Origin of the sequence: Sphingomonas segetis, from assembly GCF_009720245.1 — a bacterium.
Taxonomy (GTDB): domain Bacteria; phylum Pseudomonadota; class Alphaproteobacteria; order Sphingomonadales; family Sphingomonadaceae; genus Sphingomicrobium; species Sphingomicrobium segetis.
In genome coordinates, this window is the sequence record NZ_WJSQ01000059.1 from 1 (window position 1) to 15,747 (window position 15,747).

General features: G+C 65.8%; 23 protein-coding genes. 10 read left to right on the forward strand and 13 right to left on the reverse strand.

What is annotated here, in order from left to right:
* The first annotated feature begins 983 nt into the window (after positions 1 to 983).
* Together GH737_RS16075 and GH737_RS07545 are read left to right on the forward strand one after the other, a co-directional pair.
* The gene (locus GH737_RS16075) at positions 984 to 1,970 is read left to right on the forward strand and encodes a M1 family aminopeptidase (RefSeq protein WP_420853429.1); all 987 of its coding nucleotides are present in this window, start codon (positions 984 to 986) and stop codon (positions 1,968 to 1,970) included.
* A gap of 69 nt (positions 1,971 to 2,039) precedes the next feature.
* Entirely contained in the window at positions 2,040 to 2,429 is a 390-nt protein-coding gene (locus GH737_RS07545) for an acyl-CoA thioesterase (RefSeq protein WP_338061773.1), read from the forward strand.
* Here the strand turns inward: GH737_RS07545 and GH737_RS07550 are convergent.
* Complete coding sequence (locus GH737_RS07550; RefSeq protein WP_155264231.1) at positions 2,426 to 3,175, reverse strand: phosphocholine cytidylyltransferase family protein; 750 nt, start codon at positions 3,173 to 3,175, stop codon at positions 2,426 to 2,428. The two genes, GH737_RS07545 and GH737_RS07550, sit on opposite strands and share 4 nt — an antisense overlap.
* Before the next feature lie 77 nt (positions 3,176 to 3,252).
* Between GH737_RS07550 and GH737_RS07555 the strand changes: the two genes are divergently transcribed.
* From GH737_RS07555 to GH737_RS07570, 4 genes are all read left to right on the forward strand, one after another.
* A complete protein-coding gene (locus GH737_RS07555) occupies positions 3,253 to 3,591 on the forward strand; it encodes a P-II family nitrogen regulator (protein WP_155264232.1) in 339 nt (112 codons plus the stop codon).
* A gap of 126 nt (positions 3,592 to 3,717) precedes the next feature.
* Complete coding sequence (locus GH737_RS07560) at positions 3,718 to 3,924, forward strand: helix-turn-helix domain-containing protein (RefSeq protein ID WP_155264233.1); 207 nt, start codon at positions 3,718 to 3,720, stop codon at positions 3,922 to 3,924.
* Between the two features lie 183 nt (positions 3,925 to 4,107).
* Positions 4,108 to 4,950, forward strand: coding sequence for an oxygen-dependent coproporphyrinogen oxidase (hemF, locus tag GH737_RS07565; protein ID WP_155264234.1), 843 nt, complete (start codon positions 4,108 to 4,110; stop codon positions 4,948 to 4,950).
* 139 nt (positions 4,951 to 5,089) lie between these two features.
* Positions 5,090 to 5,704, forward strand: a complete 615-nt coding sequence (locus GH737_RS07570) for a GNAT family N-acetyltransferase (RefSeq protein ID WP_155264235.1) — start codon at positions 5,090 to 5,092, stop codon at positions 5,702 to 5,704.
* Here GH737_RS07570 and GH737_RS07575 read toward each other — a convergent pair.
* Positions 5,650 to 6,453: a DUF7847 domain-containing protein gene (locus GH737_RS07575; RefSeq protein ID WP_155264236.1), complete on the reverse strand. Its 804-nt coding sequence runs from the start codon at positions 6,451 to 6,453 to the stop codon at positions 5,650 to 5,652. The two genes, GH737_RS07570 and GH737_RS07575, sit on opposite strands and share 55 nt — an antisense overlap.
* Before the next feature lie 92 nt (positions 6,454 to 6,545).
* On the opposite strand from GH737_RS07575, the gene lipB reads away from it, so the two are divergent.
* The 3 genes from lipB to GH737_RS07590 all read left to right on the forward strand — a co-directional run bounded on the left by lipB (position 6,546) and on the right by GH737_RS07590 (position 7,946).
* Positions 6,546 to 7,208, forward strand: coding sequence for a lipoyl(octanoyl) transferase LipB (gene lipB, locus GH737_RS07580; RefSeq protein WP_155264237.1), 663 nt, complete (start codon positions 6,546 to 6,548; stop codon positions 7,206 to 7,208).
* Positions 7,209 to 7,291: 83 nt separating this feature from the next.
* Positions 7,292 to 7,531 carry a hypothetical protein gene (locus tag GH737_RS07585; protein WP_155264238.1) on the forward strand — a complete coding sequence of 80 codons (240 nt, stop codon included), beginning with the start codon at positions 7,292 to 7,294 and terminating at the stop codon, positions 7,529 to 7,531.
* A 28-nt stretch (positions 7,532 to 7,559) separates the two neighbouring features.
* Positions 7,560 to 7,946, forward strand: coding sequence for a hypothetical protein (locus GH737_RS07590; protein WP_230558686.1), 387 nt, complete (start codon positions 7,560 to 7,562; stop codon positions 7,944 to 7,946).
* Here GH737_RS07590 and queE read toward each other — a convergent pair whose 3' ends face one another.
* The 11 genes from queE to GH737_RS07645 form a co-directional block, all read right to left on the reverse strand.
* A complete protein-coding gene (gene queE / locus GH737_RS07595; RefSeq protein ID WP_275401951.1) occupies positions 7,947 to 8,645 on the reverse strand; it encodes a 7-carboxy-7-deazaguanine synthase in 699 nt (232 codons plus the stop codon).
* On the reverse strand, positions 8,642 to 9,307 hold the full coding sequence (queC, locus tag GH737_RS07600; RefSeq protein ID WP_196233051.1) for a 7-cyano-7-deazaguanine synthase QueC: 666 nt from the start codon (positions 9,305 to 9,307) through the stop codon (positions 8,642 to 8,644). Before queC ends, queE begins: the two co-directional genes overlap by 4 nt.
* Positions 9,304 to 9,654: a DUF3147 family protein gene (locus GH737_RS07605; protein ID WP_155264241.1), complete on the reverse strand. Its 351-nt coding sequence runs from the start codon at positions 9,652 to 9,654 to the stop codon at positions 9,304 to 9,306. Before GH737_RS07605 ends, queC begins: the two co-directional genes overlap by 4 nt.
* Positions 9,655 to 9,815: 161 nt before the next feature.
* On the reverse strand, positions 9,816 to 10,226 hold the full coding sequence (locus GH737_RS07610) for a DUF3617 domain-containing protein (RefSeq protein WP_155264242.1): 411 nt from the start codon (positions 10,224 to 10,226) through the stop codon (positions 9,816 to 9,818).
* A 67-nt stretch (positions 10,227 to 10,293) separates the two neighbouring features.
* Positions 10,294 to 11,199 carry an Hsp33 family molecular chaperone HslO gene (hslO, locus tag GH737_RS07615; protein ID WP_155264243.1) on the reverse strand — a complete coding sequence of 302 codons (906 nt, stop codon included), beginning with the start codon at positions 11,197 to 11,199 and terminating at the stop codon, positions 10,294 to 10,296.
* Positions 11,200 to 11,424: 225 nt separating this feature from the next.
* Positions 11,425 to 12,618, reverse strand: coding sequence for an aspartate aminotransferase family protein (locus GH737_RS07620; RefSeq protein ID WP_155264244.1), 1,194 nt, complete (start codon positions 12,616 to 12,618; stop codon positions 11,425 to 11,427).
* Between the two features lie 119 nt (positions 12,619 to 12,737).
* Positions 12,738 to 13,130 (reverse strand): hypothetical protein, encoded by a 393-nt coding sequence (locus GH737_RS07625; RefSeq protein WP_155264245.1) that lies wholly within the window; start codon positions 13,128 to 13,130, stop codon positions 12,738 to 12,740.
* A gap of 114 nt (positions 13,131 to 13,244) precedes the next feature.
* Entirely contained in the window at positions 13,245 to 13,571 is a 327-nt protein-coding gene (locus tag GH737_RS07630; RefSeq protein WP_155264246.1) for a hypothetical protein, read from the reverse strand.
* Positions 13,564 to 14,076 (reverse strand): RNA polymerase sigma factor, encoded by a 513-nt coding sequence (locus GH737_RS07635; RefSeq protein ID WP_155264247.1) that lies wholly within the window; start codon positions 14,074 to 14,076, stop codon positions 13,564 to 13,566. The genes GH737_RS07630 and GH737_RS07635 overlap by 8 nt, the downstream gene beginning before the upstream one ends.
* Complete coding sequence (locus tag GH737_RS07640; RefSeq protein WP_155264248.1) at positions 14,060 to 14,467, reverse strand: hypothetical protein; 408 nt, start codon at positions 14,465 to 14,467, stop codon at positions 14,060 to 14,062. Before GH737_RS07640 ends, GH737_RS07635 begins: the two co-directional genes overlap by 17 nt.
* A 75-nt stretch (positions 14,468 to 14,542) precedes the next feature.
* Positions 14,543 to 15,346 carry an ABC transporter permease gene (locus GH737_RS07645; protein WP_155264250.1) on the reverse strand — a complete coding sequence of 268 codons (804 nt, stop codon included), beginning with the start codon at positions 15,344 to 15,346 and terminating at the stop codon, positions 14,543 to 14,545.
* Between the two features lie 99 nt (positions 15,347 to 15,445).
* Here GH737_RS07645 and GH737_RS07650 point away from each other — a divergent pair.
* On the forward strand, positions 15,446 to 15,747 hold a 302-nt coding region (locus GH737_RS07650), incomplete at its 3' end, for a GcrA family cell cycle regulator (protein ID WP_230558687.1).

A 15,747-nucleotide genomic window follows, 5' to 3' on the forward strand; every position in this document is an offset into this window, starting at 1 on the left:
CAGGTCGCAATGGCCGATGATCGCCGTAAGAATGTTGTTGAAGTCGTGTGCGACGCCGCCTGCCGGGCCTTGCCAGTGCGCCGGTGCTTGCGACCGCGGGCGTCGCAGCCACGCTGATGCTCGCGACCGGCGCCTACGCCTATTACAATATCAAGGTCCTCAACCGCTATGAGACCAGCGACCAGGCCGAGAAGTTCAGCGCCGAATACGAGCGCAAATATCTGAAGTTCGAAAAGCTGCCGCAGCCGGCGGTCACGAAAGTCGCGCTGAACGTCCAGCTCTATCCCAGGCAACGGATGCTGGTCACCGACGGCAGCTATGCGCTCGTCAACAACGGCAATGCGCCGATCGATGAGGTCCACGTGCGCAAGGGTGACCGCGACGTCGAGTGGCTGAAGCTGGATATCGCCGGTGCGCACCTTGCCAGCGACGACGAGAAATTCGGCTACCGCATCTACCGCTTCGATCGTCCGCTAGCTCCCGGTGCGAGCGCGAACCTCACGTTCAAGTCGCGCATCTGGCGGCGCGGTTTCCGCGCGTCCCGGCCGGCCACCGACGTGATCGAGAATGGCACCTTCGTGAACAACTACGACTTCGCGCCAGTGATCGGAATGGACCGCAACGGCCTGCTCTCCGATCGCACCCAGCGCCGCCGCCAGGGCCTCCCTTCCGAGCTTCGTCCCCCCAGGCTCGAGGACATGGGCGCCACGCTGCACAATTACATCCACGCCGACTGGGTGATGTCCGACATCACCCTGACGACCGACGCCGGCCAGACTCCGATCGCGCCCGGCAACCAGGTGTCCGACGTCAGTGCGAACGGCCGCCGGACGGCGCGGTTCGTCAGCCCGGCGCCAATCCTCAATTTCTTCTCCATCCAGTCGGCCCGCTACAAGGTCGCGAGCGAGGATCGCAACGGCCTCAAGCTTTCGGTCTACTACCATCCGGGGCACGACTGGAACGTCGCGAAGATGCTGAAGGCGATGGGGACGGCGCTCGATTACTACCGCGCGCATTTCGGCCCCTACCAGTTCAATTACGCGCGCATCATCGAATTCCCCGGCTACAGCAGCTTCGCGCAGGCCTTTGCCGGGACGATGCCTTATTCGGAAACGATCGGGTTCAACGCCAACACCGACGATCCGGAAAAGATCGACTTCACCACCTATGTCGTGGCGCATGAAATGGCGCACCAATATTGGGCTCACCAGGTCGTCGGCGCCGACATGCAGGGCGGCACGAGCATGAGCGAAACGCTCGCCCAATATTCGGCGCTGATGGTGATGAAGCACCTCTACGGACCCGACAAGATCCGCCGCTTCCTGAAGTACGAGCTCGACAATTACCTGCGCAGCCGCGCCGGCGAGGCGGTCGAGGAAGTGCCGCTCGAGCGGGTCGAGAACCAGGGCTACATCCATTACCGCAAGGGCGCGGTCGCCATGTACCTCCTGCAGGAGCGCCTCGGCGAAGACGCCGTCAACCGCGCCTTGTCGCGCTTCCTCGACAAGTGGCGCTTCAAGGGACCGCCCTACCCGCGTTCGCTCGACCTCATCGCCGAATATCGCAAGGAAGCGAAGACACCCGAGCAGCAGCAGCTGATCACCGACTTGTTCGAGAAGATCACACTGTACGACCTCAAGCTGGCCGACGCGAAAACCCGCAGGGATGGCAACGGCTGGACGACGACGCTGACGATCAAGGCCGACAAATTCTACGCCAACGGCAAGGGCGTGGAGACCAAGGCGGAGCTCGCCGAGCCGATCGAGATCGGCCTGTTCGCCGCCCGCCCGGGCCTCGGCGCCTTCTCGGCGAAGGACGTGATCGTGATGGAACGCCGGCCGATCGCCAGCGGCACCCAGCGGATCGTGATCCACAGCGCGAAGAAGCCGGCGTTCGCGGGCGTCGACCCTTATAATTTCTACATCGACCGCAACAGCGACGACAATGTGAAGGAAGTCACGGCCAGTTGAGCACGGGGCGGGCCGACCGGCCCGGGCGGATGTTGACATTCATGTCAGCAGATGGGAGCCTGCCGGCACATGTTCCGCCACCCCGTCGCCATCCAAGCCGCCGACATCGACCACATGGGTCATGTCAACAATGCCGTGTACCTCAAGTGGGTGCAGGAAGCGGTGATCGACTATTGGCGCAGCGTCGCGCCGCCGAACGCGGTCGCGAAGCATCTGTGGGTCGCGCTCAAGCACGAGATCACCTTCCTCAAGCCGACCTTCCTCCAGGACAATGTCGTCGCGGAGGTGATCGCCGAGAAGGTCGAAGGCGCCCGAGCCTTCTTCCACACCGTCCTGCGCCGCGGCGATGAGGTGCTGAGCGAGATCCAGAGCACCTGGTGCTGCCTCGACGCGGCGACCAGGCGGCCCGCCCGCCTCGCGCGCGACGTGGTCGGCCGCTTCGTTGCCCCGAGCGCCTAGGCCGCCGCGGCTTTCTCCGCCGCGTCCCACCGCGCCGTCAGCGCGCGTGCCGCCTCGACGTCGACCGGGAAATCGACCTCGCCCCATTCCTCGCCTTCGATGTCGAGCGTCCACACGTCGGCCGACTGCGCGAGCTGGTGAATCACGCGAAGGTACCAGATGGTGGTCCCCTCCGGACTGCGCATCGCGCGCTCGATCGCCTCGCGGAACTGCCCCGCCCCGCCGCCTCGGAACGCGAGCAGCCCGATCGATTCGGCGTTGACGCTGTCCATTGGCAGCCTCTTGCCGATTGCCTTGAGGCGCCCTCCTTTCTCGACCACCTTCATGTCGTCCTCGTCGTAGCCCGGCTTGCGGTCGATGGTGACGCAGATGCCCTGCTGGACGTTGCCGACTACGCGGTGCATCAGCGCGCGCGACACCAGAGTGTCGCCGTTCCACACGAGGAAGTCGCCCTCCAGCTCCTCGCGCGCCATGAACAGGGACCCGGTGTTGTCGGCGACCTTGAAGAAGGGGTTGTAGATCGTCCGCACCGCGGGCCCGCCGCTTCGCCGGGCGATCGCCTCCGCGACCAGTTCGTCGTGGAAGCCGGTGACGACCACCGCCTCGTCGACGCCGTTGGCCTCGAGCGTGTCCAGCTGGCGGTCGAGCAGGCTGCGCCCAGTGAAATCGATCAGGCACTTGGGCCGATCATCGACGAGACGGCCGAGCCGCGAGCCCTGCCCGGCGGAAAGGATGATTGCTTTCATCAGGAGCGTGGCCTTCGCTTGGAAATGCGGCGGCGATTGGGCATTAGCAGATTTGCCACTCTCATAAGGATGACGGCGTGAAGAAGATCGAGGCGATCATCAAGCCGTTCAAGCTCGACGACGTGAAGGACGCGCTGCACGACGTCGGCGTCTCCGGCATCACCGTCACGGAGGTCAAGGGCTTCGGCCGCCAGAAGGGCCACACCGAGCTCTATCGCGGCGCCGAGTACGTCATCGACTTCCTGCCCAAGGTAAAGGTCGAAGTGATCGTCGAGGATTCGCTCGCCGACAATGTCATCGAGGCGATCGAGAACGCCGCCCGCACCGGCCGCATCGGCGACGGCAAGATTTTCGTGCTCGAGGTCGAGCAGGCCATTCGAATCCGCACGGGCGACCGTGGGGCCGACGCCATCTGACGAGCGCAAGCTCGTCACCCCGGACTTGATCCGGGGCCTGCCTTGTTTTGCACGCGAGAATAAGAAGGCGGATCCCGGCTCAAGCCCGGGATGACGATTAAAATTGTCGCCGCTACAGGACGATCGATGGACGAACGCCTCGCCTCCATGTCCCCCGACGAGCTGCGGTCGGCGATGCGAAGCCTCGGCTACCGCACCCAGAACGACCTCGCTCAGGCGATCGGCGTGTCGCGCTCGGCGGTCAGTCTGTGGCTCGAAGGCAAGGTCGGCGTCCCGCGCCCCGTGGCAATGCTCCTGAGGATGCTCGTTTCCGCGCAGCGCCGCGCTTACTAGCCACCGAGCGCGAGTGAGCGATTGCGCAGCAATCGGGAGGCAGCGCGAAGAGATGGCTGGTAGCGGCCGGCGGGGGGGCGACACGGAGTCGACCGAGCCCGTCCGACGTCACGGGATTCATTTCCGTGACGCTACTCCAATTCATTGCTTGAACCGACGGCCTTGGGCCGCGATTGAAGCCAAATGATCGAGCTCGACGACCAGCAACAGGCCGCCCGCGACTGGTTCGAATCGCTTCGGACCCGCATCTGCGCCGCCTTCGAGGAGATCGAGCGCGAGGCCGGCTCCGACGCCGCTTTCGCGTTTACCCCGTGGGACCGGACCGATGCCAATGGCGGCCCAGGCGGCGGCGGGGTGCGCGGGCAGATGGCCGGCAAGGTGTTCGAGAAAGTCGGGGTCAACGTCTCGACCGTCGGCGGCAGCTTCAGCCCCGAGTTCGCGGCAAACATTCCCGGCGCCGAGGAGGATCCGAGCTTCTTCGCCACCGGCATCAGCCTCGTCGCGCACATGGTCAACCCGCACGTCCCCGCGGTCCACATGAACACGCGCTTCCTGACCACGACCAAGCGCTGGTTCGGCGGCGGCGCCGACCTCAATCCCGCCATTCCCTACGAAGAGGACACGGAGGCCTTCCACGCGCGCCTGCGCGCCGCCTGCGCCGCCCACGATCCGACCTTCTACCCGCGCTTTTCGAAGTGGGCCGAGGAATATTTCTGGCTTCCGCACCGCGCCGTCTCGCGCGGCGTCGGCGGGATTTTCTACGACTATCTGGAGGACCATTTCGACGCCCATTTCGCTTTCACCAGGGACGTCGGCGAAGCGTTCCTCGACATCGTCCCCCAGCTGGTCCGAAAGCGCATGGACGCACCCTTCACGCCCGAGGACATGGACCGTCTGCTCGAATTCCGCGGCCGCTACGTCGAGTTCAACCTGCTCTACGATCGCGGGACTTTGTTCGGGCTCAAGACGGGCGGCAACGTCGACGCGATCCTGATGAGCCTGCCACCGCTGGCGCGGTGGGCGTGACCATTCCTCCCCATGGAGAATCGATGGGGAGGGGAACCATCCACCGAAGAGTGGATGGTGGAGGCGGCGTTGCGCGGCGGCCCCTCCACCATGCTGCGCATGGTTCCCCTACACACGTCTTCGGCGCAGGGAGGAATTGATGGCGTACGATCCTCTCCCCGACACCGACCTCGCCGCCGTCGTCACCTACCTGGAAATGCGTGAGCGTCCCGAAATTGAGGTCCCGCCTTCGACCCTCGACCTGCAACGCATCGAAAACCCGGCCCCCGACCGATACCGCGAGCTGTTCCGACTGGTCGGCGCTCCGTGGCTATGGTTCTCGCGGCTCATGCTCGACGATGAAAAGCTCCGCGAAATCATCTCCGACCCGAAGGTTGAGCTTTACGTCGCGCTCGACGGCAACGCCCGCGACGTCGGTATGCTCGAGCTAGATTTCCGCGAGCAGGGCCAGTGCGAGCTTGCGTTCGTCGGCCTGGTGCCGGACCTCTCGGGCCTCGGCCACGGCCGCTGGCTACTTGCCGAAGCCGTGAGCCGAGCCTGGCGCGACGGCGTGATCCGGGTCCACGTCCACACCTGCTCGCTCGATCATCCGGCGGCGCTCGCCGCCTACCGCCGCGCCGGCTTCATCCCCTACAAGCGCGCCGTCGAGCGTTTCCCCGACCCGCGGCTGCTCGGCATCCTGCCGAAAGATTCAGCGCCTCAGGTCCCGCTCCTCGGCACCGATGCCTCGGCCGCGCCCGTTTCCGAGCGCTGAACGTAGATCCGCGCCAGCATCACGAACAGCATGACCGACAGCAACCCGCTGAGCAGCTGGCTGACGATCGAGATCAACAGGCCGCCGAGCGAGCGCGGCCCCGCGTCCTCCACGATCATCCGGATCAGCAGCCCGAACACGCTGTCCACCGCCCACAAAAGCGCGAGCGCGCCGATGCCGAACATCAGGATGAAAACGAACAACCGCCACCAATTGCCGCGCGAAAGGTCCCAGCTCCGCCGCAGGATCGCAAGCGGACCGATGCCCTCCGCGCTCGCCACCGCCGACGACAGCATGAGCCGCACCGCGACGAACGCGAACAGCACGCACAGCAGGATCAACGCGAGCGATGCGGCGAGCGAAGGCTTGCTCGGGTTCGCCTGCAGGAACGCGTAGAGCGCCGAGCCGATGAGCATGACCGGCACCAGCCACAGCAGCGTTGCGGCGACATAGGCCCACAGGCGCTTCGCGCCGTGCATGATCGCTTCGCCGACCGAGACGTGCGGCCCGATCGCAAGGCGGATCACCGCTAGTTGCCCGACGAGCGAGACCAGCAGCGCAACCAGGGCGATCGCCATCCACGGGCCCGCTGGCGGGAATTCTCCCGCATGCGCGACAGGCGTGGTCACGTTGAGGACCAGCCCCGGGAGGACGAACAGCGCGAGCGCCACCGCCAGGAACAGGCGGCCGTCGCGCGCCAGGACCGCGGTCGTTTCCTCCCACGCGCGGGAAAGCGAGAGTTTGGACATGAATTTCCTCGTTGCTGGCGGGCCTTATGCGGACGCCGGGCGAAACGCGCAACTTGCCCGGATTTGCCGCGGAGGCCATGTCGGCGGCGCGAATGGACAGCATCGGTGGCATCGAATGGCGCGTGAGCGAGGCGCCGGTCCCCTACGAGGAGGCGCTGCGCTTCATGGACGGGCGCGCGACCGCGATCCGCGAGGGAACGGCGAGCGAATGCGTGTGGCTGCTGGAGCACCCGCCCTTGTTCACCGCAGGCACCAGCGCCGACCCCACCGAGCTCACCAACCCGCGGCATTTCCCGGTGTACGAGGCGGGCCGCGGCGGCCGCTACACCTACCACGGCCCGGGCCAGCGCGTCGGCTATGTGCTGCTCGACCTCGAGAAGCGCGGGAAAGACATCCGCCGCTTCGTCCACTCGCTCGAGGGCTGGATGATCGACACGCTCGCCGAGCTCGGAGTCGTCGCCCACCGCGCGCCCGGGCGGATCGGAATCTGGGTCGGCGAAGGCCCCGCCGAAGCCAAGATCGGCGCGCTCGGGGTGCGCGTCAAACGCTGGGTCACGCTCCACGGGTTCGCGCTCAACGTCTCACCCGATCTCGCCCATTTCGGCGGCATCGTGCCCTGCGGCATCGCCGAATTCGGGGTCACCAGCCTAGCGGAACAAGGGAAACAAATGCCCCTTACGCGGGTTGATGCGGCCTTGAAGCGGAGTTTCTTGTCGTTTCTCAAGAGTTTGGAACGGTCGTGCAAAGAGTCTTGAAGGATGCTCCCGCTTCAGACTATGGTTCGCGCGATTTGCGCCGGGGGAAACCCTTGCAGATCGCAATAAATAGGGAGTCTTGAATGCGTGCTCTTATCCTGGTCGCTGGCGCGGCCCTGGCCGTTGCGGCTTGCAGCAGCAACGACAATGCCAACAACACGATGAACGTCGATGAGAACCTCACGACGACTGACATGAACGCGACGGACATGAACGCTATGACGGACATGAACGCCACGGACATGAACGCGACCGACCTCAACGTCAGCGCGGAAAACGTCACCGTGACGGACATGAACGCGACGACCAACAACGCGATGTAAGCTTGTTGCGCCTCCGCTTGCGGGGGCGTTGGCTTTTCAAGGGGCTGTCGGTAGTTCCGGCAGCCTCTTTTTTTGTGTTTTCCGGAGTCCATCCATGCGCCTGATCCTGATCGCCGGTGCCCTCGCTCTTTCTCTTTCCGCCTGCTCCAACAGCGATCAGGCCGACAATACGCAGAATGTCGACGAGAACCTGACCGCGGAAAACATCGTCTCCAACGACGTGACGGCGATCGACGCGGTCACCGCCGACGCCGCCAACATGGCCGCCGACGTCGATCTCAATTTCGGCAATCTCGGCAACGGAGCCGAGCCGGCGACGAACGAATCCGCGCCCAAGCCAAAGAAGCCCGCTTCGAAGAGCGCTGCGCCGGCCGCCGCGAACCCGGCCGACGAAGCGGCCACCAACGCCGAATAATCAGGCCAGCCCGACGACCTTGTGCGCCTGGAGGCTCAGGCGCCATTTGGGCCGGTCCATCGCCAGCCGGATCGCCGCCTCGATCGCCCGTTCGCGCTCGGCGCAGTCCATCGGCTGGACGAGGAAGTGGTCGAACGCCCAGCCCTCCAGCTCCGCCGGGTCGATTCCCAGCTGCGGCCACACCAGCTTGAGCTCGTCGCCCGAGCGCTGGACCACCTCGGTACCCGCTTTCGGGCTGACGCACAGCCAGTCGATCCCGGCCGTCGCGTGCAAGGTCCCGTTGCTCTCGGCGGCAATTCGGAAGCCCCGCGCGTGCAGGGCATCCACCAGCGCCGAGTCGAGCTGAAGCATCGGCTCGCCGCCGGTGATCACCACCAGCCTTCTGTCGCGGCCCTCGCCCCACAGCGCCTCGACATGCGCCGCGAGCGCGTCGGCGCCGCGGAACTTGCCGCCGCCCTCCCCGTCCGTGCCGACGAAATCGGTGTCGCAGAAGGTGCATTGCGCACCCGCTCGGTCCTGTTCGCGACCCGACCAAAGATTGCACCCCGCAAAGCGCAGGAACACCGCGCGGCTCCCCGCCTGCACGCCTTCGCCCTGGAGCGTCAGGAAGCATTCCTTGACGGCATAGCCTGTACCGCTTGCGGGCGAGGGTCGACTCGCCGCAGGCGAGCGGGGTGACGGGCTGTTGTGGACGTTCACACGTACATCGTCGGATCGGCAAGGCCAGCGTCGGCAAACCCCTTCGCGCGCAGCCGGCATGCGTCGCACTCGCCGCAATGCCGGCCGTCCGGCAGCGGGTCGTAGCAGCTGTGGCTGAGCGCCGGGTCGAGTCCCAGCCGCTGCGCCTCGCGCGCAATGTCGGCCTTGGTCATGTGCTGGAGCGGCGCGTGGATTTCGAACCGGCCCCCCTCCGCTCCGGCCTTGGTCGCGAAATTGGCGAGCTTCTCGAATTCCGCGATGAACTCGGGCCGGCAGTCGGGATAGCCCGAATAATCGAGCGCGTTGACGCCGATGAAAATGTCGCGCGCGCCGCTCGCCTCCGCGAGGCCGAGCGCGAGGCTGAGGAAGATCGTGTTGCGCGCCGGCACGTAAGTGACGGGGACGCCCCCGCCGACGCCGGCCTTCGGCACCGCGATGTCGTCCGTCAGCGCCGACCCGCCGAACGCCCGGAGGTCGAGCGCAAGCACGATGTGCCGCTCGGCGAGCGCGGCGGCGATCGTCCGCGCCGCGTCGAGCTCGACTCGGTGGCGCTGGTTATAATCGACGGTCAGCGCCACGACCGAATAGCCCTGCTCCCGCGCAAGCCCGGCGCAGACCATCGAGTCGAGCCCGCCGGAGAGGAGGACGACGGCCTGCTTCACAGCTTGAGCCCGAGCTTCGGTCCCGCCCAGAACATGACCGCGTAGAGAGCGAGGCTTCCGGCGACGACGATCGCCATCGCGGTCCAGAAGCCGACGCTCGAGCGGAGCAGCAGCGGTAGCGCGATGAACAGCGGCAGCGAGGGGACGATGAACCAGATCGTGCTCGCCGAAAGCTCGGCCACCCGCTCCGGATCGCCGGTGTCGCGCCACAGCCACAGCATCGCGAGCAGCGACGTCGCCGGCAAGGACGCGACCAGCCCTCCCCAGCCGGGATAGCGCCGAGCGATCTCGGAAACCGCGGCAACGATCGCGCCCGAAATGGCGGCCTTGATCAGCAGATAGATCATGGCGCGGCTATATCCCCGCCGGCGAATGCAGGGGAGACCAAAAGAAGGGCCGCCGATCCGTGAGGAAGGGCGGCCCAGGTATCGGGCTTGCGCCCGATGGGAGGAAAGCGTGCCAGAATCCGGCACGCTCTTAAACTAGCGCAGCATGGTTAAACGGAGCCTTAATGGCGAGTAGAAGAGGATGTTTTCGTGCACTCGCCCACGCGCCGCGCCTGAAGCACGTAATTGAACGGCAGTTGGTCCGAGATACCCTGCGTCCTAATCCTCAGCGAGCGCGGCGTGAGCACGTCGATCTGCGACTGGCCGAACCCAGCCGCGCCGCACTGGTAGTCGATCCGAGTCTCGCTCGGCCCGTCCTTCAGCACGGTACGCGAGCAATTCTGGCCGCGATGTTCGAACTGCGCGAGCGTCAGGACGTCCGAGACGCACTGCCGCACCGGGGCGTCGCTTCCCGGAGCGCCGTTGATTTCCCACAGCCCGCCCGTGACCTGCGCGAGCGCAGCCGGCTGCGCGGCGGCAAAAGCGGCCGCGGGCGCGGCGGTGGCGACGGCGAGAATCAGCGGTCGTCTCATCGACCGCCGTTTAACACGAGGAAGTTAACGGTGAAAAACGAAATGCTCGCGACCCGACATTCGGCAACTAGCGCTTGAGCTCTTGGGGCTCGATCGCGAAGCTCGACGAACAGAAGGCGCAGTCGACCCGGATCAGCCCGTCGTCGCCGACCATCGCCTCGCGCTCGTCCTCCGGGAAGCGCGCGATGACCGAGCGCACGTAAGCCGGGTCGCAGCGGCAGCCGCGGCTGAGCTCGACCCCCGGCAAAGTCCGCACCTCGTCTTCCTGGTGGAACAGCCGCCAGATCAGCTCGTCGAGCGGGAGGTGCGGGTCGGTCAGCTCCTCGGCTTTCACCGAGCCGCCGAGGATCGCGACATGCGGCCAGTCGGGGTGGTCGAGCCGCGTGTGGAGCCGCTCGCGACCCTCCTCGCCTTCGGGAAGATGCTGGAGCAGCAGGCCGCCCGCATGCCATTCGTCGCCGCGCTTCTCGGCCGCGAGCCGGACGAGGCTCGGGATCTGTTCGGACTGCGCGAAATAGCTTTGCGCCGCATCGCCGAGGTTCTTGCCCTCGAGCGGCACGATGCCCTGGTAGCGCTCGTTGGCGAGCGGCTGGTCGAAGGTGATCGCAAGATAGCCCTTCCCGAACAGCTCCTGCAGCGTCGGCGTCTCCGGCAGCGCGCCGAGCCGCTCCGGATCGTGGCGGACATAGCCGCGCAGCTCGCCGCCAAGATAGTCGCAGACGAGCAGGTCGATGGCCCCGCCCTCGGTCTGCGCCTGCAGCGTCAGCTGTCCCTGCGGCTCCTTGAGCAGCGAGCCGAGCAGCGCCGTCAACGTCAGCGCCTCGGCGAGCAGCTTCTCGACCAGCGGCGGATAGTGGTGACTGGCAAGGATCGAATCCACGACGGGCCCGAGCCGCGAGATTCGCCCGCGCGCGTTGCGCGAGGGAATTGCGACGCCGAGAACGACGTCGTTGTTGAGCTGAACTGCCGGCATGGAGCGAAGATAGGGTTGATGTCGCGGAGCGACAACAACCCGTCATCCGGGGCTCCGTCTTCCTTCAACGGCAGCGCAGCTGCCAACGCCGCTTGATTCACACGAAGGCACGAAGAAGCGAATAAGGCACGAAGGAATTGCGGCGCCTCTTCGTGCCTTCCTTTCCTTCTTCGTGCCTTCGTGTGCAAATATTGCCCGAATTCCCGCTTCCGCGGGAATGATGGGTCAAGCGGCCGCGGCCGCGGGCACCTCATATTCCGCCGCCGCCGCCGACAGCGTGTCGACGAACTCGCGGATCTGTTCTTCCTCGATCGTCAGTGGCGGAAGCACCCGCATCACATTGTCGCCCGCGGCAACGGTGAGCAGGCCCTTGGTGCGCAGGTAATTCACGAACGCCCGGCTGTCGCTCTTGAGCTTGACGCCGAGCATCAGCCCGACCCCGCGCACGCTGTCGAACAAATGGTCGTGGTTGGGGATCATCTGCTCGAGCGCCGAGCGCAGGCGCTCGCCCTTCTGACGGACCTGCGCGAGGAACTCGTCGTTGGCGATCACGTCGAACACCGCCTGCCCGGCCGCCATCGCTAGCGGGTTGCCGCCAAAGGTCGAACCGTGCGTGCCGATCACCATCCCCGACGCCGCCTTCTCGGTCGCGAGGCAGGCGCCCATGGGGAAGCCGCCGCCGATGCCCTTGGCCGAGGCCATGATGTCCGGAGGGACATCGTAATGCTGATAGGCGTAGAGACATCCGGTGCGCCCAACGCCGCACTGGACCTCGTCGAACACCAGCATCAGGTCGTGTTCGTCGCACGCCGCGCGCAGGCCCGACAGGAACTCGTGCGTCGCCGGGCGAATTCCGCCCTCGCCCTGGATCGGCTCGACCAGGAAGCCTGCGGTGTTCTCGTCGACCGCCGCAAGCGCCGCGTCAAGATCGTTGAACTGCACCACTGTAAAACCCGTCAGCAGCGGCGCGAAGCCGTCGCGCAGCTTGGCCTGATCGGTCGCGCTGATCGTCGCCATCGTCCGCCCGTGGAAGGCGTTGGAGAAGGTGATGAGGTTGTGCTTCTCGGGCTTACCCTTGGCGAAATGATAGCGCCGAGCGGTCTTGATCGAGCATTCAACTGCTTCGGCGCCCGAATTGGTGAAGAACACCGTGTCGGCGAAGGTCAGGTCGACCAGTCGCTGCGCGAACGCCTCGCCCTGGGGCGAACCGTAGAGGTTCGACACGTGCATCAGGGTCGCGACCTGCTCCTGAAGCTTTTGGGTCAGGTACGGGTGGCCGTGGCCTAGAATGTTGACCGCGATCCCGGATGCGAAATCGAGGTAACGCTCGCCCTGCTCGCCGAACAGATAGGCTCCCTCGCCGCGAACCGGGCGCACCGGCGAACGCGGGTAAACGGGCATGAGCGGCGTAATGGCCATGGTCTTGATTGCTCCTTCGGGTGGACTGCCGCCGCTATAGCCGCGCCGTTCCAAAAAGAAAAAGGCGCCCCGGGCGGGTCCCGGAGCGCCTCTTCTCATGGGCCGCGAGCGGCCTTGCACTACCAGCGGAAGGCGTAGTGACGGCCGTCGCGAACGTCCCTCGAAATCTTGTATTCGAGGCGGGCGATGCGCTGCTGAGTCTGCGCGAATTCGCGCGCATTGAAGCCGCGGCCGTCGCGCAGGTCGCGGCGGAGCCTGCGCTCGATTTCGCGCGCGTCCTGCTGGCGGTTGTAATACTCGCCGCGGCTGATCATCCGGTACTGCGCCAGGCGGCGGAGGTCCTGCTGGATCCGGTTGACCCGAACCTGGAGGGCACGGACGGTGCCCTGGTTGTAGCCATAGCCGTAGCCGTAGGCGGGGACCGCCCGGTTCGGATAATATTGCGCCGCGGCGGGGGCGGCGACGGCAAGTGCCGAAACGGCGGCGACGGTGGAAATGAGCAACTTACGCATGTTCGCTCTCCTTCTGAGCTATTCGATGCCCCCTTATGCTCCGATTCGCTTGATGCAGGACTGAACGCACCCGTCAGTCATCGTTCAACTTGTTTAACATGCGTAATGTCTTGTTCACCTGAATGGGACCGTCCGCCCCGAACTGCTGAACAACAGGACAACGAAGCCGAAACCCGCGAGCAAGATTGCGAGGCCGAAGGCGGGCGTCTGCGCGAAAAAATCCGCGATGGGCGAGGCCCTGCCGATGAACCAGGCCGCCGCTGTGACCGCGACGAGTGCAACCAACTGCTTGAGCAGTTCCCCGAGCACGGCGCGCCGCTTCCCGGCGAGTTGGTCCTCCAGCAGGATGCGCGCCTGCAGGTTGGCGACAAAGCGGCGGTCCGGCAGCCGCTCCGGGGGCGCAAGCGAGGACGCCAGAAAGCGGTCGAACTCGTCAGCCATGGTCGGCTCCTTCCCACATCGCGCGGCACTTGGCCTTGGCGCGCGCGACCGTCGACTTCAACGTTCCAAGCGGCACCGAAAGCAGCTCCGCCGCCTCGCTGTGCGTCCAGCCATGGCCGTCGCACAGCACCAGCGCCGCCCGCTCGCTCTCGCTCAGCCGCGCAAGCATGTCGTCCACCTCGGCCGACGCTGGGCTCGCATATTCCTGAGGCGCCTCGGGCGCCTCAGCCCGGCTATCCGTCCGCAGGGCGTCAATCCGGCAGCGCCACGCGATCCGCGTCAGCCAGGTCGAATAGCGCGCGCGCCCGTCATACTGGTCCGCCGCCCGCCACGCCTTGATGAACGCCTCCTGCGCGAGGTCGTCGGCTATCGTCGCTCCCGCCAGGCGCGTCAGGAAAGCGCGGAGCGGTCGCTCGTGCTTTTCGACGAGCATCGCGAACGCCGGGTGATCCCCCCGCGCCGCCCTGCGCGAGAGCGCGATATCCTCGTCATTGTTCGGAGCCACGTCGGCGCGCCCGCTCGAGCAGATAGAGGCGCAGCCACAAAGCCGTTCCGACGATCAGCGGGAAGAGCGCGGCGGCAATGCCATCATGCATCCAGCTCGGATCGCCAATGACCACGCTCGCGGCAATCATCGCGATTCCGATCGCGACCAGGATGGTCGACAATCGGCCGTCGTCGCCGTTCCCGGGTCCGGCAGCGGCGAGCCGCTCGATCAGCGGTGCCGCTCGGCTCGGATCCTTGTCGAGGGCACGGCGGATGGTCCGGTGGAGCATCGCCGAACCGATCAATCTCATCAGGTTGATGAAGGCCAGGACCACGGCCGAGAACACGGCCACCAAGAGAATGAGCTGGCCAAGCGTCTGTTGCGGCTCGGCAATGTCGGGCGGTGGCACGGTTCGGCTCCTTTTGCTTCTGCAGACTTAGACGGAGCTTCCATGCCGTTTGGATGAGCCGCTTCTAAAAAAATCTCAGCTCTTGATCTTCCAGCCGCTCTTGAGGAGCGCGTAGCAGAGGGCCCACAGCAGCAGGTTGAGCACGGGCAGGCCTGCCGCGCCGATCAGCAACGGCGAATCACTGATCCCGAGGAACCCCGCGCGGAAGCCGGAGATGACGTAGAAGAACGGGTTGGCGTGGCTCACCGCGCGAAACGACGGCGCGAGCTGGTTGATCGAATAGAACGTGCCGCTGAGCAGCGACAAGGGCGTGATCACGAAATTGGTGACTGCCGCCGCATGATCGAACTTCTCGGCCCAGATCGAGGTCAGAAGTCCGAGGAAGCTCAGCAGCAGCGCCCCCATCAGCGCGAACCAGAAGACCAGCGCCGGATGACGAACGTCAACCGAGACTCCCGGCCACAGAAGCATCGCCAGCCACACTGCGAAGCCGACCAGGAATGCCCGCGTGACCGCCGCGCCGACCAGCCCCGCGATCAGCTCGCCGGTCGACAGCGGCGGCATCAGATAATCGACGATATTGCCCTGGATCTTGCCGACCAGAAGCGAGAAGCTCGCGTTGGCGAAGGCGTTCTGCATCATCGCCATGACGATCAGCCCGGGGGCGATGAAATCGGCGAAGTGGACGCCCATCACGCTCCTCCCCGACCCGCCGAGCGCGATGGTGAAAATGGCGAGATAGAGCAGAGTCGTGATTGCCGGTGCCCAGACGGTCTGAAGCTGGACCTTGAAGAACCGCCTGACCTCCTTGATATAAAGGGTTCTGAGGCCTCCCCAATTGACGCCCTTGAGCACCGCATCGCCCGGTGCGAAGCGCAGCCAGTGCGCTTGTGGATCGTTGATGGGCTGGTCGTTCACGGGCCGAAGCCGCCTATCGGGTGAAGCCGGGGCCCGCAAGGAATTGGAGCAGATTTGCCAATGTCGTGGACCGAAGAGCGTATCGAGCGCCTGAAGAAGATGTGGCACGATGGCGCCACCGCCAGCCAGATCGCGGACGAACTGGGCGGGGTCAGCCGCAACGCGGTGATCGGCAAGGCGCACCGCCTTGGCCTCGAGCAGCGCCCCTCGCCGGTCAAACCGGGCGAGGAGAAGGAGGCGAAGAAGACGGCTCCCGCTGTCCCGCCGCCGGCCGCTGCCACGCCGAAATCGCCGGGCAAGGCCGCTGCCGCGGAAGCCGCCGACGAGGCAGCCGCGCCGGCCGCCGCTCCCTCGCAGCCCGC